The sequence below is a fragment of the Advenella faeciporci genome (genome assembly GCF_014652395.1).
Taxonomy (GTDB): domain Bacteria; phylum Pseudomonadota; class Gammaproteobacteria; order Burkholderiales; family Burkholderiaceae_B; genus Advenella; species Advenella faeciporci.
The window spans coordinates 1-23,597 of record NZ_BMYS01000001.1 but is presented as its reverse complement, the minus strand read 5'-3'; the positions used below and the strand labels follow the sequence as shown (position 1 = coordinate 23,597).

20 protein-coding genes and 1 tRNA gene are annotated in these 23,597 nt (G+C 47.0%); all 21 read left to right on the top strand.

Annotated features, from left to right (window positions below):
* Window positions 1-39: 39 nt before the first annotated feature.
* The 21 genes from rlmN (at window position 40) to IE074_RS00005 (ending at window position 22,792) form a co-directional block, all read left to right on the top strand.
* Entirely contained in the window at window positions 40-1,185 is a 1,146-nt protein-coding gene (gene rlmN, locus IE074_RS00105; protein WP_189383414.1) for a dual-specificity RNA methyltransferase RlmN, read from the top strand.
* Window positions 1,185-1,679, top strand: coding sequence for a helix-turn-helix domain-containing protein (locus IE074_RS00100; RefSeq protein WP_189383413.1), 495 nt, complete (start codon window positions 1,185-1,187; stop codon window positions 1,677-1,679). The genes rlmN and IE074_RS00100 overlap by 1 nt, the downstream gene beginning before the upstream one ends.
* A gap of 2 nt (window positions 1,680-1,681) precedes the next feature.
* Complete coding sequence (gene ispG, locus IE074_RS00095; protein WP_189383412.1) at window positions 1,682-2,944, top strand: flavodoxin-dependent (E)-4-hydroxy-3-methylbut-2-enyl-diphosphate synthase; 1,263 nt, start codon at window positions 1,682-1,684, stop codon at window positions 2,942-2,944.
* A gap of 47 nt (window positions 2,945-2,991) precedes the next feature.
* Entirely contained in the window at window positions 2,992-4,293 is a 1,302-nt protein-coding gene (hisS, locus tag IE074_RS00090) for a histidine--tRNA ligase (RefSeq protein WP_189383411.1), read from the top strand.
* Window positions 4,294-4,301: 8 nt separating this feature from the next.
* Entirely contained in the window at window positions 4,302-4,943 is a 642-nt protein-coding gene (locus IE074_RS00085) for a YfgM family protein (protein WP_189383410.1), read from the top strand.
* Window positions 4,944-4,946: 3 nt separating this feature from the next.
* Window positions 4,947-6,104 carry an outer membrane protein assembly factor BamB gene (gene bamB, locus IE074_RS00080; RefSeq protein ID WP_189383409.1) on the top strand — a complete coding sequence of 386 codons (1,158 nt, stop codon included), beginning with the start codon at window positions 4,947-4,949 and terminating at the stop codon, window positions 6,102-6,104.
* 5 nt (window positions 6,105-6,109) lie between these two features.
* Complete coding sequence (gene der / locus IE074_RS00075; RefSeq protein ID WP_189383724.1) at window positions 6,110-7,525, top strand: ribosome biogenesis GTPase Der; 1,416 nt, start codon at window positions 6,110-6,112, stop codon at window positions 7,523-7,525.
* A gap of 3 nt (window positions 7,526-7,528) precedes the next feature.
* Window positions 7,529-8,623: a histidinol-phosphate transaminase gene (gene hisC, locus IE074_RS00070; protein ID WP_189383408.1), complete on the top strand. Its 1,095-nt coding sequence runs from the start codon at window positions 7,529-7,531 to the stop codon at window positions 8,621-8,623.
* 116 nt (window positions 8,624-8,739) lie between these two features.
* Complete coding sequence (gene hfq, locus IE074_RS00065; RefSeq protein ID WP_169294762.1) at window positions 8,740-8,976, top strand: RNA chaperone Hfq; 237 nt, start codon at window positions 8,740-8,742, stop codon at window positions 8,974-8,976.
* A 72-nt stretch (window positions 8,977-9,048) separates the two neighbouring features.
* A complete protein-coding gene (gene hflX / locus IE074_RS00060) occupies window positions 9,049-10,146 on the top strand; it encodes a GTPase HflX (RefSeq protein ID WP_189383407.1) in 1,098 nt (365 codons plus the stop codon).
* Window positions 10,121-11,443: an FtsH protease activity modulator HflK gene (gene hflK, locus IE074_RS00055; RefSeq protein ID WP_189383406.1), complete on the top strand. Its 1,323-nt coding sequence runs from the start codon at window positions 10,121-10,123 to the stop codon at window positions 11,441-11,443. The genes hflX and hflK overlap by 26 nt, the downstream gene beginning before the upstream one ends.
* Before the next feature lie 12 nt (window positions 11,444-11,455).
* Entirely contained in the window at window positions 11,456-12,346 is an 891-nt protein-coding gene (gene hflC, locus IE074_RS00050; protein ID WP_189383405.1) for a protease modulator HflC, read from the top strand.
* Window positions 12,347-12,477: 131 nt separating this feature from the next.
* Complete coding sequence (locus IE074_RS00045) at window positions 12,478-13,644, top strand: ATP phosphoribosyltransferase regulatory subunit (protein WP_189383404.1); 1,167 nt, start codon at window positions 12,478-12,480, stop codon at window positions 13,642-13,644.
* Window positions 13,645-13,714: 70 nt separating this feature from the next.
* A complete protein-coding gene (locus tag IE074_RS00040) occupies window positions 13,715-15,010 on the top strand; it encodes an adenylosuccinate synthase (RefSeq protein WP_189383403.1) in 1,296 nt (431 codons plus the stop codon).
* 17 nt (window positions 15,011-15,027) lie between these two features.
* On the top strand, window positions 15,028-15,573 hold the full coding sequence (locus IE074_RS00035; protein ID WP_189383402.1) for a phosphoribosyltransferase: 546 nt from the start codon (window positions 15,028-15,030) through the stop codon (window positions 15,571-15,573).
* A 243-nt stretch (window positions 15,574-15,816) separates the two neighbouring features.
* On the top strand, window positions 15,817-16,029 hold the full coding sequence (gene rpsU / locus IE074_RS00030) for a 30S ribosomal protein S21 (RefSeq protein WP_169294755.1): 213 nt from the start codon (window positions 15,817-15,819) through the stop codon (window positions 16,027-16,029).
* Window positions 16,026-17,957: a DNA primase gene (dnaG, locus tag IE074_RS00025; RefSeq protein WP_189383401.1), complete on the top strand. Its 1,932-nt coding sequence runs from the start codon at window positions 16,026-16,028 to the stop codon at window positions 17,955-17,957. Before rpsU ends, dnaG begins: the two co-directional genes overlap by 4 nt.
* A 119-nt stretch (window positions 17,958-18,076) precedes the next feature.
* The gene (rpoD, locus tag IE074_RS00020) at window positions 18,077-20,443 is read left to right on the top strand and encodes an RNA polymerase sigma factor RpoD (RefSeq protein ID WP_189383400.1); all 2,367 of its coding nucleotides are present in this window, start codon (window positions 18,077-18,079) and stop codon (window positions 20,441-20,443) included.
* Window positions 20,444-20,545: 102 nt separating this feature from the next.
* Window positions 20,546-20,622: transfer RNA gene (locus IE074_RS00015), tRNA-Ile, on the top strand.
* Between the two features lie 211 nt (window positions 20,623-20,833).
* Complete coding sequence (gene msrAB / locus IE074_RS00010) at window positions 20,834-22,402, top strand: bifunctional peptide-methionine (S)-S-oxide reductase MsrA/peptide-methionine (R)-S-oxide reductase MsrB (RefSeq protein ID WP_229793823.1); 1,569 nt, start codon at window positions 20,834-20,836, stop codon at window positions 22,400-22,402.
* Between the two features lie 18 nt (window positions 22,403-22,420).
* A complete protein-coding gene (locus IE074_RS00005; protein ID WP_189383399.1) occupies window positions 22,421-22,792 on the top strand; it encodes a rhodanese-like domain-containing protein in 372 nt (123 codons plus the stop codon).
* Window positions 22,793-23,597 lie beyond the last annotated feature (805 nt).

The window sequence follows — 23,597 nt, the reverse complement described above, 5'->3', positions numbered from 1 at the left end:
TTAAGATATAGAGTTTTGATATTGAATAAGGCTTATTCCATGACTGACCACATTAATCTCCTGGGTGTCCCGACCGATGCCCTCATTGACCTGGTTGGTCAGTGGGGGAGTAAGCCCTTTCGTGCAAAGCAGCTTCAGCGCTGGGTTCACCAGCGTGGAGTCAGCGAGTTCGGGCAAATGAGTGATCTTGCAAAAGATTTTCGTGCCCGGCTTGCTGAGTCCTGTTGCATTCATGCACCGCCGGTCATTACGCAAAAAATATCTTCTGACGGTACCCGTAAATGGTTGTTCGATGTAGGTAATAATAATGCCATTGAAACCGTGTTTATCCCTGAAGATGATCGCGGTACCTTGTGCATTTCAAGCCAGGCCGGTTGTACGGTTGCCTGCCGGTTCTGTTCCACAGGGCATCAGGGTTTTAACCGCAACTTAACCACGGCAGAAATTATTGGCCAGCTGTGGCATGCCCGTCGCGTTATCCAGCAAGACCTGCAGTCTGCCCGTATTGGCAGTGCGGAAGCGCGTGAAGAAGTCTCACGAGTCATCAGCAATGTTGTCATGATGGGTATGGGAGAGCCCTTGCTTAATTATGATCAGGTCGTTCCGGCCCTTCAGCTTATGCTTGACGATAATGCTTATGGTTTGTCGCGCCGACGCGTTACTGTCTCAACATCCGGGGTGGTTCCCATGATAGACCGCCTGTCCCAGGACTGTCCTGTGGCGTTGGCGGTTTCGCTTCATGCGCCCAATGATGCCTTGCGTGACCAGTTGGTTCCATTAAACAAAAAATACCCGCTGGCCGAATTGATAGCGTCATGCAACCGTTATCTGGAATTTGCCCCCCGAGATTTCATCACTTTTGAATATGTCATGCTTGATGGTGTCAACGACACCGATGAACATGCACGTCAGTTAATTGAAATTACCAAACAGGTCCGTTGTAAACTGAATCTTATTCCTTTCAATCCGTTTCCCGAGTCGGGTCTGAAGCGCTCCAAGTCTGCCCGGGTGCGTATATTTGCCAGCCTGTTAATGGACGCCGGGGTCATTACGACCGTACGTAAAACCAGGGGAGATGATATTGATGCTGCCTGTGGCCAGTTGGCTGGCGATGTCAAGGATAAAACCAAAATCAGCGCTATTATGCAGGCCAGAAAATCCATTCCCATCATCGAGGTGCAGTAGTGACGCAATTAAATTCAGGTACAAGTGAAGTATCCGGTTCAGATTCCCTGGAAGATAAAAACCTGGGTATGTTGTTAAAAGGATTGCGTGAGAAAAAAGGTTTGTCGGTCAGTGATGTTTCAAGTCAGATCAAGTTTTCATCGGGACAAATCAATTCGCTAGAGGCACAGAACTGGCCCGCGTTGCCGCAAGGTTTTGTGTTAAAAGGTTTGGTGCGCAAGTATGCTCGCCTTCTTGGGGCGGATGAGCAGCAAATGCTTGATCTTCTGGCCAGACAAAACGGTGCCAATGTCAACAAGCAGGAATTGAAAAGTCTGCAGTCAACGACCGATTTCGGTACCCATGAAGGGTATGAATCACAGCGTTCGGGTACGGGAACATGGATTTTTATTATTTTCCTGATCCTGGTCATTATCGCTGTTTATGGATATAGCCGTGAGTGGTTTACGCTTGAAGAAATCGGCTTGGAAAATTTCAGGAATTTATTTAATTAATCATGTCCATTTGCCAAAACCCATTTCCTGTCGGACCTGCGGTCCGCCACCAGACCCGCCTCGTTAATGTTGCCTGGGGTTCTACGGTTGTGCCCATTGGTTCCAGTGCGCCTGTTGTTGTTCAGTCAATGACCAATACCGATACGGCCGATCATATTGCCACAGCTATCCAGGTTAAAGAGCTTGCCATGGCCGGTTCCGAGATGGTGCGTATTACCGTCAACACCCCCGAGGCTGCACAAGCCGTGCCAGCCATTCGTGAACAACTTGATAAAATGGGTGTGTTGGTACCTTTGGTGGGGGATTTTCATTACAACGGCCATAAACTGTTAACCCAATATCCCGAGTGTGCACAGGCGCTGTCCAAGTATCGCATCAACCCCGGTAATATGGGGGGCGGCAAAAAACGCGATGACAATTTTGCTCAAATGATCGAGGTTGCCTGTAAATATGGAAAACCGGTCCGGATTGGTGTGAACTGGGGTAGCCTGGATCACGAGCTAATGGCCCGCATGATGGATGAAAACAATGCCAAGCCCGAGCCCTGGGATGCGCAATCCCTTATGCGTGAGGCATTGGTCGTTTCGGCTATCAGTAATGCACAGCGGGCTGAGCAGCTGGGCATGCCCGGTGATGCGATTATTCTTTCCTGTAAGGTCAGTCATGTCCAGGATCTGGTTTCCGTTTACCGCAATCTGGCCGGGCGTTGCAATTATCCTTTGCATCTTGGTCTTACGGAAGCCGGTATGGGCAGCAAAGGTATCGTGGCCTCTACGGCAGCCCTTTCAGTGCTTATGCAGGAAGGAATCGGCGATACCATTCGTATCTCCCTAACGCCAGAGCCGGGTGGTGACCGTTGCAAAGAAGTTGTTGTGGCCCAGGAAATATTGCAAAGCCTGGGGTTACGGGCCTTTACCCCCATGGTGGTGGCTTGTCCGGGTTGTGGTCGCACCAGCAGCACAGTGTTCCAGGAACTGGCCGATAGCATCCAGTCATATTTGCGCAATCAAATGCCCGTCTGGAAAACCCGATATCCCGGCGTTGAAAACATGAACGTGGCGGTGATGGGGTGTGTGGTGAATGGCCCAGGTGAAAGTCGTCATGCTGATATTGGCATCAGTCTGCCCGGTACCGGTGAAGTGCCTTCCGCACCGGTTTTTATCGATGGAGAACGCACAGTAACCCTTAAGGGTGATAATATTGCAGCCGAGTTTCATGAAATTGTCCGTAACTATGTAGAACGTCGCTACGGTGTCCGTTCATAAAGCGTACAGTAAAAAAATAAATTATCTGAATAAAGAGATCCGTTTGTATGACTAAAACATTCCAAAAAGTTTCTGCAATACGTGGAATGAATGATATTTTGCCAGCCGAAAGCTGGCTTTGGGAAAATCTGGAAGCAACCATTCGTCAATGGCTGGCTCAATATGGTTATAACAATATCCGTACCCCCATTCTGGAGCAAACACGTTTGTTTGCGCGCGGTATTGGTGAGGTGACTGACATCGTTGAGAAGGAAATGTATACCTTCAGCATGTCAAAAGATAAAACCGATATTGGCGAAATGCTGACGATGCGCCCCGAGTTTACGGCTGGTATCGTACGTGCGGTCATTGAACATAATTTGCTTTATGATGCGCCCCAGCGCCTTTTTTCAATCGGACCTGTTTTTCGTCATGAACGTCCACAAAAGGGTCGTTATCGCCAGTTTCACCAGGTTTCCGTAGAAGCCATGGGTTATGCCGGCCCCGATATTGATGCCGAACAAATCATCATGTTGGCCAGGTTATGGAAAATATTGGGTCTTACCGATGTCCGTCTTGAGTTGAACTCTCTGGGGCAGCCCGAAGAGCGTCAGGCGCATAGGGAGGCGCTGGTGGCTCATCTGGAAAAACATAAGGAATTGCTTGACGAAGACGGTTTACGCCGTATGTACAGCAATCCCTTGCGCGTTCTTGATACCAAGAATCCGGCTATGCAGGACATGGCCAATAATGCGCCTAAACTGTTTGACTTCCTGAAAGAGGAGTCATTGGCCCATTTTAATGAAATAAGAGCCCGCCTTGACGAGGCAGGTATTGTTTATACCATTAATCCGCGCCTGGTCCGTGGCCTTGATTACTACAACCTGACCGTTTTTGAGTGGGTCACCGATCGTTTGGGTGCCCAGGGAACCGTATGTGGTGGTGGTCGATATGATGGCTTGTTGTCTTTGCTGGGTGGCAAGCCGGCTCCTGCGATTGGTTTTGGTATTGGTATCGAGCGTTTGCTTGCGCTGGTGTTGCAAGATAAAGAACTGGTTAAACCGGCTGAATGTGATGTATATTTCATCCACCAGGGTCCAGAGGCCTCACGTCATGCCCAGGTGTTGGCCGAGCAATGTCGAGATGAAGGCATTCGTGTCATTGTGCATGCAGGGGCTGCATCCTTTAAAGCGCAGTTCAAGCGAGCAGACAGCAGTGGGGCACAGGTTGCCGCCATTCTGGGTGAAGATGAAGTGAAAAACGGCACTATTGGCATCAAATCGTTGCGAGCCGCTGAAGGTGTTAATATTGCACCTCAGGTTACGGTACCTTTGGCAACATTCATTAATGAATTAAAAAATAGGATTTAAACTGAAGTATGGCTTTTGACTTAGAAGAACAGGAAAAAATCGATGCCCTGAGAGCCTGGTGGGATCGCTGGGGTACGCCTATTATGTCGCTGGTTACGATTATCATGCTGGCTTTTTTGGCTTGGTACGGATGGCAATGGTATCAATCAAACCAGTCCCGGCAGGCCTTGGGATACTTTGAGGTGATCCAAAGTGCCTCGATCAACGATGATAAGGCAGCGGCAACCCGTGTGCATGAGGCCAGCGCGATTTTACAGAAAGATTATGCCAAAACGCCTTATGCAGGCAGGGCAGTGTTGCTGGCAGCCAATTTCCTGGCAAACAGCAAACAGCCTGAAGCCGCCCAGGCCCAGCTTGAATGGCTTATCGGGCAGGCCGAGACCTTTCCTGACCTGGTGCCGGTTGCGCGTTTAAGAATGGCCTCCCTGTTGGCAGATCAGGAAAAGTATGATGCAGCATTGTTGCAGCTGGCCAATCCACCAGAGGCTTTCAGGGCCGTATTTCTGGATCGTGCCGGTGATGTTCTTGTAGCGCAGGGAAAAAAACAAGAGGCTGTACAGCAATGGAAAGCCGCGCTTGAACAGCCAAATCTGGCCGCTGAATTTATTCGTGCCGTTGAATTAAAACTAAGTGTGCTGGGAGGGGAATAATTTATGAAAAAAACATGTTATCGTGTCTTGTCAGGGTCAATGCTTGCACTTGCTGTTGCTGCCATGGGGGGCTGCTCCCTGTTCAGCAACGAGTCGCGTTTTGAGCCTGTGGAACTTACAGAATACCAACAACAGGTTAGCGGCTTTACTGTCTGGACTGCCAATATCGGTTCCGGCAGTGGTTATGGCTTTGCTCCAGCATTGGTGGGTGATTCGGTTTATGCGGCCACCCCTGACGGTTCCGTTGTCAAGGCAAACCTTACTAATGGGGCAATTCAGTGGAAAACAAAACTTGATGATGCGCTGGCTGCGGGTGTAGGGACCGACGGAAATATTGTGGTTGTCACCACTACAAAAGGAAAGGTCATTGCCCTGGATTCGTCCGGCAAGCTGCTCTGGAGTGCCAACGCTTCCACCGTTGCGTCTACGCCTCCTGCTATCGGAGGTGGTTTGGTGGTGGTGCGTGCCGATGATTATCGCGTGCAGGCCTTCAATGCGCAAAATGGCGAGTTGCAATGGAGTTATCTCAGAACGAATCCTGAAATGGCGCTTAAAGCAAACTCTCGCATGCTGATCGATGGCAATCAGGTTCTGGTAGGTGTTCCAACCGGCAGGCTGGTTTCACTTGATTTGCAAACCGGTGCGCCACGCTGGGACATCCTGGCAGCTACCATACAAGGTCCAACCGATCTTGATAGCGTTACTGATGTGGTAGGGCAGCCGTTGCTGTCGGGTAATGGATTATGCATTGCCACTTATCAGGGCCGTGTCGGGTGCTATGCAATTTCTGCCAATGGCGCACAGCCAGTCTGGAATCAGCCATTTTCAAGTGCGGTTGGCGTAGGCGCTGCCGGTAATTCTTTGTATGCAGCCAGTGTGCACGGTGAGGTGCGCGCCTATAATATTACAAACGGTCAGGAATTATGGACTGATCAAACATTAACCAATCGTGGTTTAACCAATCCGGTCGTATATGGCAACGTGGTTGCCACGGGTGATTATGAAGGCTATGTACACTTCTATTCAGCCGCCGATGGCACGCTTCTTGGACGTGTTTCCGCAGGTAGCGGGCAGTCCATCGTTTCTCCCATGACGGCAACCAATATCGGTGTTTTGGTACAGAATGGTTCCGGTAATTTAGTAATGCTTGGTGTTAAGTGAACAGTATTCAGTTTAAACCCGTTGTCGCCCTGGTGGGGCGACCTAATGTTGGTAAATCAACGCTTTTCAATCGCCTGACCCGTTCAAGGGCAGCGTTGGTCGCTGATTATTCCGGTCTCACCCGTGATCGTCATTATGGTGAAGGCCGTGTGGGTGATTATCCTTTTCTTGTTATTGATACCGGTGGTTTTGAGCCGGTCGCCAAAACAGGCATTCTTAAGGAAATGGCTCGTCAAACCGAGCAGGCAATTGCCGAATCTGATGTGGTTATCTTTCTGGTCGACGCGCGTGCCGGTGTTAATGCACATGATCATGAAATTGCGCGCATGTTGCGTCGTGCCGGCCCCAAGGTGGTGCTTGCGGTTAATAAGGCCGAAGGCATGAACAGCGGACAGGCCAGTGCCGAGTTCCATGAACTCGGCCTGGGGACCCCTCATCCCATTTCATCGGCTCACGGAGACGGGGTTGTTGACCTGATTGAAGAGGCGCTCTCCCAGCTGGAAAATCCCTACATTCAGTCTGTTCCGGAAGAGGCTGATGCCGAGGTTCCCGAACCTGATCTTGGGCTCGAAGAGACTGCTCCTGAAGAACAGGAAGAGGAGGTTTTTACTGATCATCGCATCAAGCTTGCCATTGTTGGCCGCCCTAACGTGGGTAAATCCACCCTCATCAATACGTTGCTAGGTGAAGAGCGGGTTATTGCTTTCGATATGCCTGGTACCACACGAGATGCCATTGAAATTGACTTTGAACGCAATGGCAAAAAATATACCTTAATTGATACTGCAGGTTTGCGTAAGCGTGGCAAAGTGTTTGAATCGGTTGAGAAGTTTTCAGTCATTAAAACATTGCAGGCTATTGAAGCCAGTAACGTTGTATTGTTAATGCTTGATGCCCAAACCGAAATTTCCGAACAGGATGCCCATATTGCCGGATTCATTCTTGAGTCAGGTCGTGCGTTAGTGGTGGCTATCAATAAGTGGGATGGTCTTGATGCTGACAAACGAGAGTGGATACAGCGGGAATTTGAACGTAAGTTGCGTTTTTTATCGTTCGCAAAAATGCATACTATTTCTGCCCTTAAGGGGGCTGGAGTCAATGCGGTGCTTAAATCGGTCAACGAGGCACATGCGGCCGCCTTCATCAAGTTGTCAACGCCCAAGCTTACCCGCGAGTTGCATGCTGCGGTAGAACAGCAGCAGCCCCCGCGTAAAGGGATTTTCAGGCCTAAAATGCGTTATGCGCATCAAGGTGGGCAAAACCCACCGCTTATCATTGTTCATGGTAATGCCCTTGATGCCGTGCCCGATTCATACAAGCGATATCTGGAATCCAGAATGCGCAAGGCCTTCAATCTGTCGGGAACGCCTTTGCGAATAGAGTTCAAATCTTCTAAAAATCCATATAAACAGGCGGAGTGAAGCGTGAGTAAATTCTGGAGCGATTTTGTTCGGGAACTGAAGCCTTATGTTCCCGGAGAACAGCCTAAAGACGGTCAGTACATAAAGCTTAATACCAATGAGTCACCGTTTGATCCATCTCCGGTCGTCATCGACGCGATCCGGCAGGAGGTCGAAGAAAACCTGCGTTTGTATCCAGATCCAGAATCAGATAAATTGCGTGAAGCCATCGGGAGTTATTATGATATTCCTGCGGACTTTGTCTTTCCGGGTAACGGATCTGATGAGGTGCTGGCACATTTGTTCTATGCCTTGTTCAGGCACAGGGGCAAAAAAGTCCTGTTCCCTGATATTACATACAGTTTTTATCGGGTGTATGCAAAATTGTATGACCTTGATTTTGAAGCGGTTGCATTAAACAGCCAATTTGAAATTGATATCAATGACTACATCAATGTTTCTTCAGAAGATGTCTGTGGTATTATTTTTCCCAATCCGAATGCGCCTACCGGGATTGCAGTAAGTCTGGAAAAAATAGAAGAATTACTGCAGGCACAGCCTGATATTGTGGTGGCTATTGACGAGGCTTATGTGGATTTCGGCGCGGATTCAGCCGTCAGGTTACTGGAAAAATACGATAACCTGATTGTGTTGCAAACCTTGTCCAAATCACGCTCGTTAGCGGGTTTGCGGGTTGGATTTGCCATGGCGCAGCCCCATTTGTTGCAAGCCCTTGTCAGGGTTAAGAACAGTTTTAATTCTTACCCGCTAGACAGGCTGGCCCAAGTGGGTGCTATTGCCGCTTTTGAAGATGATGCCTATTTTGAACAAACCCGGCAAGAGATTATCTCTTCACGTGAGTTTGTCAGTCAGGAACTTGCCGGTTTGGGTTTTGTGGTCTTGCCATCAAAAACCAATTTTGTGTTTGTTTCGCACCCCCGGATTGATGCGGCTGTGCTAAGCGCGCAATTGCGCCAGCATCTTGTTTTGGTACGGCATTTTGACCAGAATCGTATTTCTCAATACTTGAGAATTACCATAGGAACCCGAAAACAATGTGAAGTATTAATAAAAACATTGTCTGAAATATTAACTTCAACTAATATTGGTTCTGAATAAAAAAATTACCGAAAATATTGGAATTTACTTATTAGGTGGTAAGTTGTTTAAAATGTCGGTAAAGTACTATTTTTATAAAATTCACCTATTAATAACATTAAAATGGAGCCTCGCCAATGAGCACTAAAGGGCAATCACTACAAGATCCTTTCTTAAATGCACTGCGTAAAGAGCATGTTCCCGTATCTATTTATCTGGTCAACGGGATCAAATTACAAGGACAAATCGAATCTTTCGACCAATATGTGGTTTTACTAAGAAATACCGTTACCCAAATGGTTTACAAACACGCTATTTCCACTGTGGTTCCAGCTCGTGCTGTCAGTTTTCAGGTTGATGTTCCTGCTGAATAAGAAAAACAATCTTTTCGCAGAAACATGGCCCGCCAGGTTAGCCTGTGCGGGCATTTTCCTTTTTAGGGGTGTATGCGCGCATTAATTATCAGTGTAAATTTCGGTAAACCCGATTACCAGGCACATGCCGAAGAGTTTGAAATGCTGGCTAAAGGTGCCGGGGCAGAAGTTGTGGCAACGGTTATGGCCAAACGGGACAAACCCGATGCGGCATATTTTATTGGCTCTGGAAAGCTTGAAGAGGCTGTTCTGCTGGCCCAGTCTTCCGATGTGGATATCATTTTATTTGATCAGGCGCTTAGCCCGGCCCAGCAGCGAAACCTTGAAAGGGCGTTTAATTTAAGGGTTGTTGATCGTGTGGCGCTTATTCTTGATATATTTGCCTTGCGTGCCAAAAGCCATGAAGGCAAGCTGCAGGTTGAGCTGGCGCAATTACAGCATCTCATGACCCGGCTTACACGCATGTGGACTCACCTGGAGCGACAGCGTGGCGGAATAGGCATGCGTGGCCCGGGTGAGGCCCAGCTGGAAATGGACAAGCGGATGATTGGGGACAAGGTTAAGGTGTTGCGGGAACGGCTAAGTAAAGTCGAACGCCAGCGCACCACGCAACGTCGCTCAAGGGCAAGGGGAGGTACCATGTCGGTCTCCCTGGTGGGGTATACCAACGCAGGCAAGTCTACGTTGTTCAATGCCTTAACCCGTGCAGGCGCCTATGCGGCTGATCAGTTGTTTGCCACTCTTGATACAACAACACGAAGAATATGGATTGAAGGTGCCGGGCAGGTGGTTGTTTCGGATACGGTTGGCTTTATTCGCGATTTGCCCACAACCTTGATTGCCGCCTTTAAGGCAACCCTTGAAGAAACAGTTCAGGCCGATCTACTTTTGCATGTTATAGATGCTTCCAGTCCGCAGCGCGATGAACAGATTCTGGAAGTGAATAAAGTGCTTGAAGAGATCGGTGCTAAAGACATACCATGCATTCTTGTTTACAATAAGATTGATGCAGTGGGTTATGAACCAAAAATTGAACGAAACGAAGAGGGCAGAATAGTCCGCGTTTTTGTCAGTGCATTAGATCGAACCGGCTTGGACGGATTGCGCGGGGCAATCGCTGAAGCCAAAGAAAAAATAGGAAATAATGTTGCGAGTCTCAAAAATATTTAATTTGAACGATCCGGGTTGGGGTCGTGGTAATCAAAATGGTTCAGGTCAGAATGAGCCACCAAAGCGTCCCTCCAATCAGGGGGACGGGCCACCCGATCTTGATCAGGTCTGGGCGGATTTCAACAATCGAATCAAGAGTGTTTTTGGTAATAAAAAAAGCGGTGGCGGCGGCTTTGGCAAGCCTCCACGTACCGGGGGGTTCAATCCTTCTCCCAAAGCGGCCAAATTCGGCATTGTTTTTATTATTATCGTTGCCTTGTTACTTTGGCTGGCCAGCGGCTTTTATATCGTTCGCGAAGGTCAGGTGGGTGTGGTAACGCAATTTGGAAAATACCTGAAAACGGTTCAGCCTGGTTTTCAATGGCATATTCCTCGGCCTGTGCAAGGCGTTGAATTGGTTGATATCGCGAGTGTTCGTTCTTTCTCGGTGGGTTATCGCGACAATTCCCGCAATAAAGTCTTGCCTGAGGCCTTAATGCTGACTGAAGACGAGAATATCGTTGATGTGCAGTTTGATGTCCAGTACCGTCTTAAGGCGGAAATGCCGCTTGAGGCCGGTGACTACAGTCCTGCTGCTGACTATATCTTCCGTCTGGTTTCTCCGGATGAGTCAGTGCGTCAGGCTGCAGAAACGGCCATGCGTGAAGTGGTTGGCAAACAGTCAATGAATAAAATCCTGTATGAAAGCCGTACGGCTGCTGCCATGGATGTCATGAAGTTAATGCAGCAAATTCTTGATCGCTACCAATCTGGTATAGAGGTCACTACAGTGGCCATTCAAAACGTGCAGCCTCCCGAGCAGGTCCAGGCTGCATTCGAGGATGCTATCAAGGCCGGTCAGGATAACGAGCGTCAGAAAAACGAAGGTAATGCTTATGCCAGCAAGGTCATTCCCGAGGCGCGTGGTCAGGCTTCTCGTATGATGCAGGATGCAGAAGGTTATCGTGCCACTGTGGTGGGTAAGGCCCAAGGTGAGGCTTCTCGTTTTGAAAGCATAGAAAAGGAATACTCGAAGGCGCCAGATATTACACGTGAGCGTATGTATATTTCCACATTGGAAGATGTCTTTAAAAACGCATCCAAAGTGATGGTCGATACTGAAGGCGGCAATAATATGATGTATCTGCCCATCGATAAACTGATCGAGCAAACATCGGCCCCCACACCAGCATCAGCTACAACATCGGCGTCATCCAGTGCCGTTACTTCCTCCAGCAGTACTGCGTCAGCCTCTGGCAGTGATGCCAGTGCAGCATCACGGAATCGTCTGACCCGTGATAACTTTGATCGTCGCTAGGAGGTGGATATAATGAATCGTAATACTGTAGTGGGTATCGTACTTTTTGTGGCGGCCCTTTTGCTGTCATCATCAATTTTTGTTGTTTCTGAGCGGAACTATGCCCTGGTGTTCAAGTTGGGTGAATGGCAGCGCACCATCCAGGAGCCTGGCCTTTACTTCAAGCTTCCGACACCGCTTGAAAACGTGGTTTATCTTGACAAGAGGATCCAGACTATCGAATCCGGTGATACTGAAAGAATTCAGACATCAGAAAAGAAAAACCTGATCATTGACTCTTATATCAAGTGGCGTATTTCAAATCCATTGCAATTCTATGTGTCTTTCGGAGATAGCACTTTTGCCGCGCAGAACCGTCTGGGTGCGCAAATTCGTGATGCACTGAATGCCTCGGTCAACACTCGTACCGTTCGCGCTGTTATATCTCAGGAGCGTGATGTGGTAATGGCCGAAATTCTGAATAATGTGGAAGAGCGAGCCAAGCCTTTAGGTATTCAGGTGGTTGATGTCCGTCTGAAACGTATCGAGTTTTCACAGGAAGTGTCTGATTCCGTGTACTCAAGAATGCAGGCAGAGCGTAAACAAGAGGCAAACAGCTTGCGGGCAAATGGTGCCGCTGAAAGCGAGAAAATTCGCGCTGAGGCTGATCGTAAAGTCCAGGAAGAGCTTGCTTTAGCCAATGCCAAGGCCCAGGCCATTCGTGGTGAGGGTGATGCGCAGGCGGCAGCCATTTATGCTGATGCTTATGGAAAAAATTCTGATTTCTACAGCTTTTACAACAGCATGAATGCCTATAAATCAATATTCGGCTCTAAAAAAGATTTATTGGTTGTTGATCCGAATTCTGATTTCTTCCGCTTCTTCAAGCAATCAGATGGAAATGTGTCGACCAGTACACAATAAATTGAAAAACGGGTTTATTTGCTGAATTTATGCTTAATTAGTTGTACAATGCCGTGTAAGTTCAGAAACTATTCCTAAATGCGGCTCGCATTGCTTACGCAACGAGCCGCATTTTTATTTGATAAATTGCCATGACAACAAGTAACTGGTTATTGCCCGAACACTTGTCGGATATTCTCCCGGCAGAGGCGCGGCGTATTGAAGAGCTTCGACGTAAATTGCTGGATCTTTACCGTACCTTCGGTTTTGAAATGGTTGCGCCGCCATTAATTGAATATACCGATTCACTCCTGGCTGCCAAAGGTCTTGATTTGCAATTGCGCACCTGTAAACTGGTAGACCAGTTATCTGGCCGCACGATGGGTTTGAGGGCGGATATGACACCGCAGGTAACCCGCATTGATGCACACTTGCTAAATCGCGAAGGCGTTACGCGCCTTTGCTATTGTGGTAGTGTCATTCACGCTCGCCCATCCGGCTTGCTGTCTGATCGTGAGTTGCTGCAAATTGGGGCGGAAATTTATGGGCATGCCGGTTTTGAGGCAGACTTGCAAATTATTCAATTGGCCCTTGATAGCCTTGAAATGGCAGGCGTTCAAAAGCCGCGCATTGACCTGAATCATCCCAATGTTTCCCGTGTTCTGGTGGATTCGGTTCCATCGCTTTCCGAGCGGGCTGGTGAGATTTTCTCTTTACTCAATGACAAAGATGTACCAAGCTTGAAAGAGTTGCTTGAGGGTTGTCAGGATGTGCCACAAGACATAGCCAATGCGTTAATTTTGTTGCCAAGCTTGTATGGCTCGGTTAATGTGCTCGATGAGGCCCAGGAAAGCCTGCCTGATTTGCCGGGTATCAGTCAGGCGCTACAGTCTTTGCGTGAACTGGTTGGTGCTCTGGATAATGCTTGTGTGGGTATTGATTTGGCTGATGTTCGTGGTTACGATTATCACTCAGGCGTCAGTTTTGCCATTTTCGCACCGGGCTGGCATGATGCCATCGTGCGGGGTGGCCGTTATGATAACGTAGGCAAGGTTTTTGGCAGGGCGCGTCCTGCAACCGGCTTCAGTCTTGATTTGCGCAAGGTTTCTGCAGGTCTTTCACCTGCCCAGCCCTCAAGGGCCATCAAGGCGCCATGGGGGCTCGATGTGGATCTGGTCGAGCGGATTCGCGAATTGCGAAATCAGGGACATGTGGTAGTACAGATTTTTCCAAACAGTACGCAAAGTGTTGATGAATTCATTTTTGAAAGTGAGTTGGTCTACAGTGAGGGTGACTGGATCCTGGAAAGTATTCAGTAAAACTAGGTCTTGACGGGGGCATTTCTGCCGGCAAGTGACGAACGATGTATTTTTATTTATATGATTTAATATGAGCAAGAACGTAGTTGTTATCGGTACCCAATGGGGTGATGAAGGCAAGGGAAAAATTGTTGATTGGCTGGCCGAATCTGCGCAAGGCGTTGTGCGTTTCCAGGGCGGTCACAATGCAGGTCATACCTTGTGGATTAATGGTAAAAAAACTGTTTTGCGTCTGATTCCATCTGGCATTATGCATCCCAGCGTTACATGTTATATCGGTAATGGTGTCGTGCTGTCTCCCGAGGCGCTGCTGAAAGAAATTGAAGAGCTGGAAGGTGCGGGTCTGGATGTTCGTTCACGCCTGAAAATTTCAGAGGCATGCCCCTTGATACTGCCTTATCACGTTGCGGTTGATCAGGCACGTGAAGCGAAAAAAGGCGATAACAAAATTGGTACAACCGGTCGTGGTATTGGGCCTGCCTACGAGGACAAGGTTGCCCGTCGCGCATTGCGTGTACAGGATCTTTATAATCCGGCTCTATTCGATGCTAAATTGCATGAAGTGCTCGAATACCATAATTTCATTCTTACCCAGCATCTGGGTGCCGAAGCCATCTCTTTTGATGATGTCAAGGCACAGGCCATGGCGCTGGCTCCCATTATCGAGCCAATGGTTGCGGATGTTTCCGCTTTGCTGTATCAGGCTCAAAAAGAAGGCCAGAAGCTGCTGTTTGAAGGTGCGCAGGGAGCCTTGCTTGATATCGATCATGGTACTTATCCATTCGTTACCAGCAGCAATTGTCTGGCGGGTGCAGCATCAGCGGGTGCGGGCGTTGGTCCACAGCGTCTGAACTATGTTTTGGGTATTACCAAGGCGTATACAACTCGTGTGGGATCAGGGCCTTTTCCAACCGAACTCAATAATGAAACAGGTGCGCACATAGCCAAAGTGGGTAATGAGTTTGGTGCGGTAACCGGTCGTCCGCGACGTTGCGGCTGGTTTGATGGTGCTGCCCTTAAACGTTCGGTCATTGTTAATGGTATTTCAGGTTTGTGCGTTACTAAACTTGATGTTCTTGATGGTATCGAAAGTATTGGCCTGTGTGTGGGTTACCATATTGATGGCGAGCGGGTAGATCTTCTCCCTTATGGGGCTCATAAAGTTGCCAAGGCGGAACCCATCATTGAAATGATGCCAGGCTGGACTGAATCTACTGTTGGAGTCAAAGAGTACGACCGGTTACCCGAAAATGCCCGTCATTTCCTTGATCGTGTTGCTGAAATTTGCGAAGTGCCTATTGATATGATTTCAACGGGTCCAGATCGCATGGAAACCATTCTTCGTCGTCATCCATTCCTGGATTAACCGGTACAGGTGAATATATGTCGTTGCCAACAAGTACTGATAGCGATTTATGGGTCAGTTGGGATGAGTATCATCACCTGGTTGAAAGACTGGGTCTGATCGTCTACAAATCTGGCTGGAAGTTTGATAGCATAGTTTGTCTGGCACGCGGTGGTGTTCGTGTGGGCGATGTGCTTTCCCGTGTGTTTGATGTTCCCTTGGGTATTTTGGCTACCAGCAGTTACCGTGAGGCTGCTGGTACGGTTCAGGGCCAGCTGGATATCGCCCAGTTCATAACTATCACGAAAGGTACCCTTGAGGGGCGTGTTTTGCTGGTAGATGATATGGTGGATACAGGCCTTACCTTTAGCAAGGTGCAAGAGCATCTGTTAAAGCAATTTCCAAGTATCATAGAGTTGCGTTCAGCGGTTTTGTGGTGGAAAGGTCACGCCAAAGTTGAGCCGAATTATTATGTTGACAAACTGCCTACAAACCCCTGGATTCACCAGCCTTTCGAAGATTATGACAGTTTAAGGCCACACCAATTGGAAGCCTGGGTTAGAAAAGGTGTGGAAAATAACTAATTTATGTTATAATCCGAGATTACTTCAGTTTTAAGTTGGCTTTGCTGGAAACGGCAAGGCTAATAAAACGTAAGGAAAACGCAAGTTTTTAGTTGGGAATAGATAAGATCATAACCATGGCGTGAAGTTGGTGTAGCGAAACCCCAAAACTTGGCATAGCCAGCCAACAACGTTATGTGATTTTATTTATTTACCGGGCTAATTTTTATTTACCATTAACTGAGCTTAATTGCTTTCATATACATGCCACAAGTAAGATTAAAAGAGAATGAGCCATTCGAGGCTGCATTGCGTCGCTTCAAGCGCACTATTGAAAAAACCGGTTTGCTGACAGAATTGCGTTCACGCGAATTCTACGAAAAGCCAACTGCAGAGCGCAAGCGTAAACACGCCGCTGCTGTTAAGCGTCACTACAAACGCATTCGTAGTCAGCAACTGCCTCCACGCTTATATTGATTCCTGAAGGTTTTATTCAGGATTTGCTGGCCCGTGTCGATATTGTCGATGTGGTTGGCAAGTATGTTCAGTTAAGAAAGGGCGGGGCCAATTTACTTGGTCTGTGCCCCTTTCATAACGAAAAATCTCCCTCATTTACGGTCAGCCCCACTAAACAGTTTTATCATTGTTTTGGTTGTGGAGCTCATGGTACCGCCATCTCTTTTCTTATTGAACATACCGGCGCCAGCTTTCCGGAAGCGGTCCGATCTCTTGCGGGCTCGGTGGGCCTGGTTGTGCCTGAAGAGCAGCGCACTGCTTTCCAGCAAAAACAGGTCAGACAAAAACAAACCGAAACCATGCTGCACCAGCAAGTGCTTGAAAAGGCGCATGCTTTTTATTTGTCCCAGTTAAGAACCAGTACACAGGCCATTGCCTATTTAAAGCAACGCGGTTTAAGCGGGCAAACGGCCAAGCGTTTTGGTTTAGGATGGTCTGGTACTAACCGGCAGGGGCTTAAAGAGGTTTTTGCCAATTACGAAGAACCAATTTTACTTGAGTCTGGTCTGGTTATAGAATCAGAAGACGGACGCCGGTACGATCGCTTTCGTGAGCGGATCATGTTCCCAATTTTTAATGCAAAAGGGAAATTAATTGGTTTTGGCGGGCGTATCATTGGTAAGGGTGAGCCTAAATACCTTAACTCACCTGAAACGCCTGTGTTTTCTAAAGGTCTGGAATTATACGGCTTGTGGGAAAATCGCCAGGGAATCCGTGCGGAAGGATTTGTTCTGGTGGTTGAGGGTTACATGGATGTGGTTGGTTTGTCAGAGCAGGGTATGCATAATGCGGTTGCCACCTTGGGTACAGCTACTACCCCTCAGCATATTCAGAAGCTAATCCGGGCAAGTGACCGGATTGTTTTCAGCTTTGATGGTGATAACGCTGGCAAGAAAGCGGCGTGGCGAGCATTGCAGACCTGTCTGCCGTTGTTACGCGATGACGTTTCCATCCGGTTTTTGTTTTTACCGCCAGAGCATGATCCCGATTCTTATATTAGAGAATTCGGTGCTGATGCTTTCCGGGAAAAAGTGCAGGAATCAGTGGCCTTGTCTTCATTTATGCTGCAAACATTGGCAGAACGTCACCCTCTAAATGAAGCAGAGGGCAGGGCAGCATGTCTTCATGAGGCAAGGCCTTTAATGACGCAAATTCCTGAATCGGGCATTAAAACCCAGATAGGGCACGATTTTGCCAGGCTGGTTTCACTCACTTCTGAAGAGTTGCTTAAGGATCTTGCGCTTTACCAGGAAGAAATTGCCGCACGTGCTTCGATGTCGCTGCAGCCTCAGGCTGTGCATAGTCCTGTCATGTCTTCCGGCTCGGTTATGCCTTCTTTTGAGCCTTCTGCATTTGATGGGTTCAATGAAGATGTTGATGTCGTGCCATTTGATGATTTTGCTCTGGTTCAGTCCAGAAAAGCAAAGCCTTATGCCATTAATGGCAAAAAAGGGTCGGGCAAGCAGGTAACTCCCTTGGCCAAACGATTGTTGCGATTATTGGCCATGCATCCTGTATTGGTGGATCAAATTGCAGATCAGCAACTTGAAGTTTTGAGTCATAGCCCCCATCTGGGATTGGTGCGTGAGTTTATTTCATTGGCAATTTCAAGTGGTGCACGGCATATGGGTGCATTATTGCAGGCCGTCGATGAAGGTTCAGACCTGTATGCCATTTTGTCTTCTATTTCAGTAGAAACCATGGATATGGAAGAGTTGCCTCATCCAGTTGATGAGTGGAATGATGCTTTACAGCGTATTGAAATGGATACCTTACGTAATGAACAGGCTAAGCTGGTTCAGGAAGGACTGAATTCCGAATTGGCGCGCCAACGTTACCAGGCATTGAATAAACGTATTTTATTATTGAGTCGTGTGGTAAAACGATAAATGATGTACAATGTACGGTTGTTCATGCTTTTTCGCCAATTCTAATTTATAGCTTTTTTTATAAAAAATTCATAAGTTAGTGTTGTTTTGTGGTTGTTTTGTCACTTTCGGAATCTAATATGATCAAAGACAGTAGTAAGCCAACTTCTACCAAGACAGCAGTAAAAAAAACAGCAACAAAAACGGTAAGCAAGAGTCCAACCAAGGCGAAGCTTGACACAAAAAGTATAATTAAACCAGAATCTTCAGCATCCAGGCCTGTGATGCCTGCAGGTGTTCAATCAGAACGGCAGCGCCAGGGCGATGCATCCCTATCTTCAAAAGTAGTTAATAAGGCAGCAAGTAATACGGTGGCTAAATCAATTAAAGACACAACGACAAAGACTCGTGTTTCCAGTAAAAATCTTGACACAGATGATTCGCTGAATGATTTTGATGACGATTTTCTGGAAGATGAGGAGCTCTCAGGCAAAAGAACCAAGGCATCGGCCTCTGGCGGCCGTAAACCTGGTCGTCCGTCAAAGCCCAAGAATGACGAGGACGATTTTCTTGATGCGGGTGATGAAGAGGCGGAAGAGGTTCCTGAGCTTAAGCCTGTAAAACGTGGCAAGCGTGGTAAAGATGCCAAAGACGTTATTACGGGTGGAACTCGCGGGCCCTTTTCAGCTGAAGAGCTTGAGGCACGTCGTAATCGGCTCAAGCAACTGATCAAACTGGGTAAAGATCGTGGCTATCTCACCTATAGTGAAATCAATGATCAATTGCCTGATGATCTGGTCGATGCCGAAGCGATTGACGGCATTATCAGTACCTTTGGTGATATGGGCATCTCTGTTTATGACCAGGCACCCGATGCCGAAGCGTTGCTCTTAAACGACAATGCGGCAATGGCATCACCTGATGATGACGTTGAGGATGAGGCGGAAGCGGCATTAACAACGGTTGACTCGGACTTTGGCCGTACCACCGATCCGGTCCGTATGTATATGCGTGAAATGGGTACGGTAGAGCTGCTGACCAGGGAAGGTGAAATTGAAATCGCCAAGCGAATTGAAGATGGCCTTAAGCATATGGTCATGGCAATTGCTGCTTGCCCCACAACGATCAAAGAGATTCTGAATCATATCCAGCGCGTTCGTGATGGCCAGGCTCAAATTGATGAGGTCGTAGACGGTCTGTTGTCTGAAGATGGTGAAGAATATGCCGGTTCAGGTGTGGTCGAGGAAGACGAGGAAGATGTGCCCGCCGGTGGTATGAGCAGCAGGCAGATAGAGACCTTGCGTGATGAGGCGCTGGCCAAATTTGACATTGTTGAGCACTGGTTTGGCAAGATGAAAACCATCTACGAAGAAGGTGGCTACAAAACGGCAGCGTACATGGAAGCCAAGCAGGCTATTCTTGATGAGCTGATTGGGGTGCGTTTTACCGCTAAAATGGTAGAGCGTTTGGCTGATTCCCTGCGTATGCAGGTTGAAGAGGTGCGCGCCCTTGAGCGAACAATCTTGCACACATGTATTGATCGTGTTGGCATGCCACGTGCTTATTTTATCAAGGTGTTTCCTGGTAATGAAACGAATCTGGATTGGGTTCACCAGGAAGTGGCGAAAAAACCTCCTTATGCGGCTACGCTAGAGCGATCAATTCCGGATATCCACGAAATCCAGCAAAAACTTATAGACCTTGAAACGGCTGTTATTCTTCCAATCAAGGATCTTAAAGAAGTTAACAAGCGCATGGTTACGGGTGAAGCCAAGGCCAAGAAGGCCAAGCGTGAAATGATCGAGGCCAACTTGCGTCTGGTGATTTCAATTGCCAAGAAATATACCAACCGCGGACTGCAGTTCCTGGATCTTATCCAGGAAGGGAATATTGGTCTTATGAAGGCCGTGGATAAATTTGAATATCGCCGTGGTTATAAGTTTTCTACCTATGCCACTTGGTGGATTCGCCAGGCAATTACCCGTTCTATTGCTGACCAGGCCCGTACGATCCGTATTCCGGTTCATATGATTGAAACCATCAATAAAATGAATCGTATCAATCGCCAAATTTTGCAGGAAACCGGTGTGGAACCCGATCCGGCAACTTTGGCCCAGAAAATGGATATGCCCGAGGATAAAATTCGCAAGATCCTTAAAATTGCCAAAGAGCCCATTTCCATGGAGACCCCGATTGGTGACGACGACGACTCTCATTTGGGCGATTTCATTGAAGATGGCGCTACACTGGCTCCTTCTGATTCTGCGCTATATGGTTCAATGCGCGATGCCTTTAAGGAGGTGCTTGACTCGTTAACGCCTCGCGAGGCTAAAGTGTTAAGAATGCGTTTTGGTATTGGTATCAGTTCAGACCAGACGCTTGAAGAGGTGGGCAAGCAATTTGACGTAACTCGTGAGCGTATTCGTCAGATTGAGGCAAAAGCCTTAAGGAAGTTGCGTCACCCCAGTCGGGCCGATAAACTTAAAAGCTTTCTTGAAAATCAGTAATAAGTGTGGTTTAATACTGATCTTTCTGAAAGTAATGAGTGATTCAGGAAAGTTTATGCAAAAGTTAAGCCCAGAGGGCTCATAATCCTTTGGTCAGGTTGTCCCCCTGTAGCTCAGTTGGTTAGAGCAGAGGACTCATAATCCTTTGGTCACTGGTTCGAGTCCAGTCGGGGGGACCAATAAAACGCTTTGTATTCAATAAATTAGCCGCTTTTATAGCGGCTTTTTTATTGCCATCATAAGATTATGTTGCATAAATGATACGCAAATCAGGATTTTAGTAATGTTTTGTTGCAATCAATTCTAAATAAACTTGAGGCTTTCTTGAACGACTTGTAAGAAAATTGATCCAACTAAAAGATCTTATTTTAATCTTTTCAGGGTTCAATCATGAAAGCTAGGCAGTGTGATTCTGTGAGAATGTTTTTCTTTGGTTTTTTAATATTGGCGCTCGCAATATTATCTCTTGCCTCAAACAAGGCTTATGCAAATGAAGCAGCTGGCTTACAGCAATTATTGACATTGCAAGATGGTAAAGGGCAACCGGCAAAAAAATGGATCCAGGAAGGGCGTCCCACCTTAGTAAAACTTTGGGCAAGTTGGTGTCCATTATGTCTGTCTGAATTGGACGCTACCCAAGCTTGGACGCAAGACAAGGCTTTTGATAATATAAATCTGGTTTCTGTTGTTTCTCCAGGTAAACTCGGAGAAAAATCGTTGGCTGATTTTAATGAGTGGTATGCTGGGTTAAATTACCCCAATCTTCCAGTGCTTCTGGATCCTGAAGGCAAGATAATTAAAAATACCAGTGTTGCCGTGTACCCAAGTTGGGCTTTATTTGATAAAGACAATCGGTTGGTTCGGGTTGTGAAAGGCAGTTTGCACAGGGATCAGGCAATTGCTTTGGTGCAAGATCCAAAGGCTGATTTAAAGAAAGCTCTCCAGCCATTTTACAAGCCGGTTAAAGATACGGCCTCAATAGCCATGAATCAGAAAACCATTTATCTGGCGGGGGGGTGCTTCTGGGGTGTTGAAGCTTATTTTGAACGTATTCCTGGTGTTATTGATGCGGTCTCCGGTTATGCTAACGGTCGTACGGATAACCCAAGCTATGAGGATGTTATTTACAGGCAAACAGGTCATGCCGAAACGGTTAAAGTCACTTACGATGCGGATCGTCTGAGTTTGTCCGATATTCTGGAATATTATTTTCGTGTTGTTGACCCTACCAGCTTGAATAAGCAAGGTAATGATCGCGGTACACAATATCGTACCGGAGTTTATTTTACGGATCCTGCTGAAAAATCCATCATTCAGGCTGCATTGGATGCAGAGCAGAAAAAATATCGCAAGACTTTGGTTGTGGAGAATCAGCCCTTGGTGCATTTTTATGACGCTGAAGAATACCATCAGGACTACTTGGCAAAAAATCCCAACGGCTATTGTCATATTGATTTGAAAAAGGCTGATATACCGCTAAAAAAACAGATCTCAACAAGCGAAGCGACAGCTTGGGAGAGGTTTCAAAAGCCTGAAGATAAATGGTTGCGTCAACGACTGACTGAAGAGCAGTATCGAGTTACCCAGCAAAACGGTACCGAGTTTGCTTTCAGTCATGCTTATGATAATTTGTTCGAACCGGGTCTGTATGTGGATATTGTCAGCAATGAACCTTTGTTCAGTTCCAGGGATAAATATGATTCGGGTTGTGGCTGGCCCAGTTTCACCAAGCCAATAGATGAAAATGCAGTAACCAGACACAAAGACCTTAGTTACAACATGCAGCGCATTGAAGTACGTAGCCGTATTGCTGATTCTCATCTGGGGCATGTTTTTCCTGATGGACCAAAAGACCGGGGTGGGTTGCGTTATTGCATAAACGGTGCAAGCCTGCGTTTTATTCCCCTTGAGCAAATGGAAGTCGAGGGTTATGGCTCCCTGATTGAATTGGTTAATTAATGAAAGAAGGTGAGTGTGATGGCTGGATTTAAAAATTCTGTATTGGTAGCTGTTTTTATATTGGGTTTTAATACAACTACATATGTTCATGCACAAGTTGAAGCGGTAACTTCACAGCAAACTAAAGAACAGGCACCCATTTGGATTGATGTGCGCACCCCGGCTGAGTTTGAGTCCGGTCACGTGAGCGATGCTATAAACATTGAATATCAAAATCTTGGTTCAGCAATTATGTCCATAGTGCCTAATAAGGACGCATCAATTAATTTATATTGTAGGAGTGGTCGTCGTTCAGAGATTGCCAGACAAACATTACTGAATATGGGATATACAAATGTGACTAATAAAGGTGCTTATGAAAGTGTCAAAAAAACACTTACGAAAAATTGAAGGCTGATATAGCTACTTAATGATAGTGTGAATACATGTTTATGTTGTAAATTGGCACGCTGCATTTTTATTGTTCAATGGAGTGTAGCGGGGTGCCGGTAAAGCGATCAATGTTTGAAAAAAACCTCACCTTTGCCTGTGAGTCGTGAAAGGCGTGCGGCGGTGAGAAAACGTAAACCTGGTTGTGGTGTAAAAAAACGACAAACAGTTATTTTTGATATTTTCATTTAAATCAATGGGGTAGGCTTTTGTGTGGTTTTTCGGTGGATGAAAAATGGCGAAAAGCTTGCGGAAATTGAAAACGTCATGCTATAGTTCATTCTTTCGCAGCAACAGCACTAGGGTTTACCCCAAAACGCCAGGCGGTGAAAAGCGAAACGAAGTTCAGGTGTTAACGATTTAGTTTAATCTGGGCAACGTGAAGAAGGTGGTCTGGCAGATTGGTTTTAACGATTGGCCGGGTGGTTTAAAAAGAACGGTTTTAAAAATTCTTTAAAAAAGTTCTTGACAAACAAAACCACATGCTTCATAATCTCGTTTCTCTGCTGCTGACACAGCAACGCAGTCAAGTCAGTCTGATGTAATAAACCTTCGGGTTTGGATCGGGTTGAGCTGAATGCGACAAGACCTGAATGAAGTTTATCGCGGGTTTATGTCAGCCTCATGATCGTTGGGTCGTGTTGTATGCTCTTTAACAATATAACAGCCGATAAGTGTGGGCGCTTGGAATGTAAGAGGCCACACCAGCAATGCTGGTGATGCTAAATTTATACTTTAAGCGCTCACTTGAAATGAAGAAGTAAGG

What these genes read in the sequence shown, in the direction of transcription:
- IE074_RS00040 (WP_189383403.1), top strand. Translation starts at nt 13,715, where the DNA reads ATGAGCAAGAACGTAGTTGTTATCGGTACCCAATGGGGTGATGAAGGC.
- rlmN (WP_189383414.1), top strand. Translation starts at nt 40, where the DNA reads ATGACTGACCACATTAATCTCCTGGGTGTCCCGACCGATGCCCTCATT.
- msrAB (WP_229793823.1), top strand. Translation starts at nt 20,834, where the DNA reads ATGAAAGCTAGGCAGTGTGATTCTGTGAGAATGTTTTTCTTTGGTTTT.
- rpsU (WP_169294755.1), top strand. Translation starts at nt 15,817, where the DNA reads ATGCCACAAGTAAGATTAAAAGAGAATGAGCCATTCGAGGCTGCATTG.
- hisS (WP_189383411.1), top strand. Translation starts at nt 2,992, where the DNA reads ATGACTAAAACATTCCAAAAAGTTTCTGCAATACGTGGAATGAATGAT.
- IE074_RS00035 (WP_189383402.1), top strand. Translation starts at nt 15,028, where the DNA reads ATGTCGTTGCCAACAAGTACTGATAGCGATTTATGGGTCAGTTGGGAT.
- hflC (WP_189383405.1), top strand. Translation starts at nt 11,456, where the DNA reads ATGAATCGTAATACTGTAGTGGGTATCGTACTTTTTGTGGCGGCCCTT.
- IE074_RS00045 (WP_189383404.1), top strand. Translation starts at nt 12,478, where the DNA reads ATGACAACAAGTAACTGGTTATTGCCCGAACACTTGTCGGATATTCTC.
- hflK (WP_189383406.1), top strand. Translation starts at nt 10,121, where the DNA reads ATGTTGCGAGTCTCAAAAATATTTAATTTGAACGATCCGGGTTGGGGT.
- bamB (WP_189383409.1), top strand. Translation starts at nt 4,947, where the DNA reads ATGAAAAAAACATGTTATCGTGTCTTGTCAGGGTCAATGCTTGCACTT.
- rpoD (WP_189383400.1), top strand. Translation starts at nt 18,077, where the DNA reads ATGATCAAAGACAGTAGTAAGCCAACTTCTACCAAGACAGCAGTAAAA.
- hflX (WP_189383407.1), top strand. Translation starts at nt 9,049, where the DNA reads ATGCGCGCATTAATTATCAGTGTAAATTTCGGTAAACCCGATTACCAG.
- IE074_RS00085 (WP_189383410.1), top strand. Translation starts at nt 4,302, where the DNA reads ATGGCTTTTGACTTAGAAGAACAGGAAAAAATCGATGCCCTGAGAGCC.
- IE074_RS00005 (WP_189383399.1), top strand. Translation starts at nt 22,421, where the DNA reads ATGGCTGGATTTAAAAATTCTGTATTGGTAGCTGTTTTTATATTGGGT.
- ispG (WP_189383412.1), top strand. Translation starts at nt 1,682, where the DNA reads ATGTCCATTTGCCAAAACCCATTTCCTGTCGGACCTGCGGTCCGCCAC.
- hfq (WP_169294762.1), top strand. Translation starts at nt 8,740, where the DNA reads ATGAGCACTAAAGGGCAATCACTACAAGATCCTTTCTTAAATGCACTG.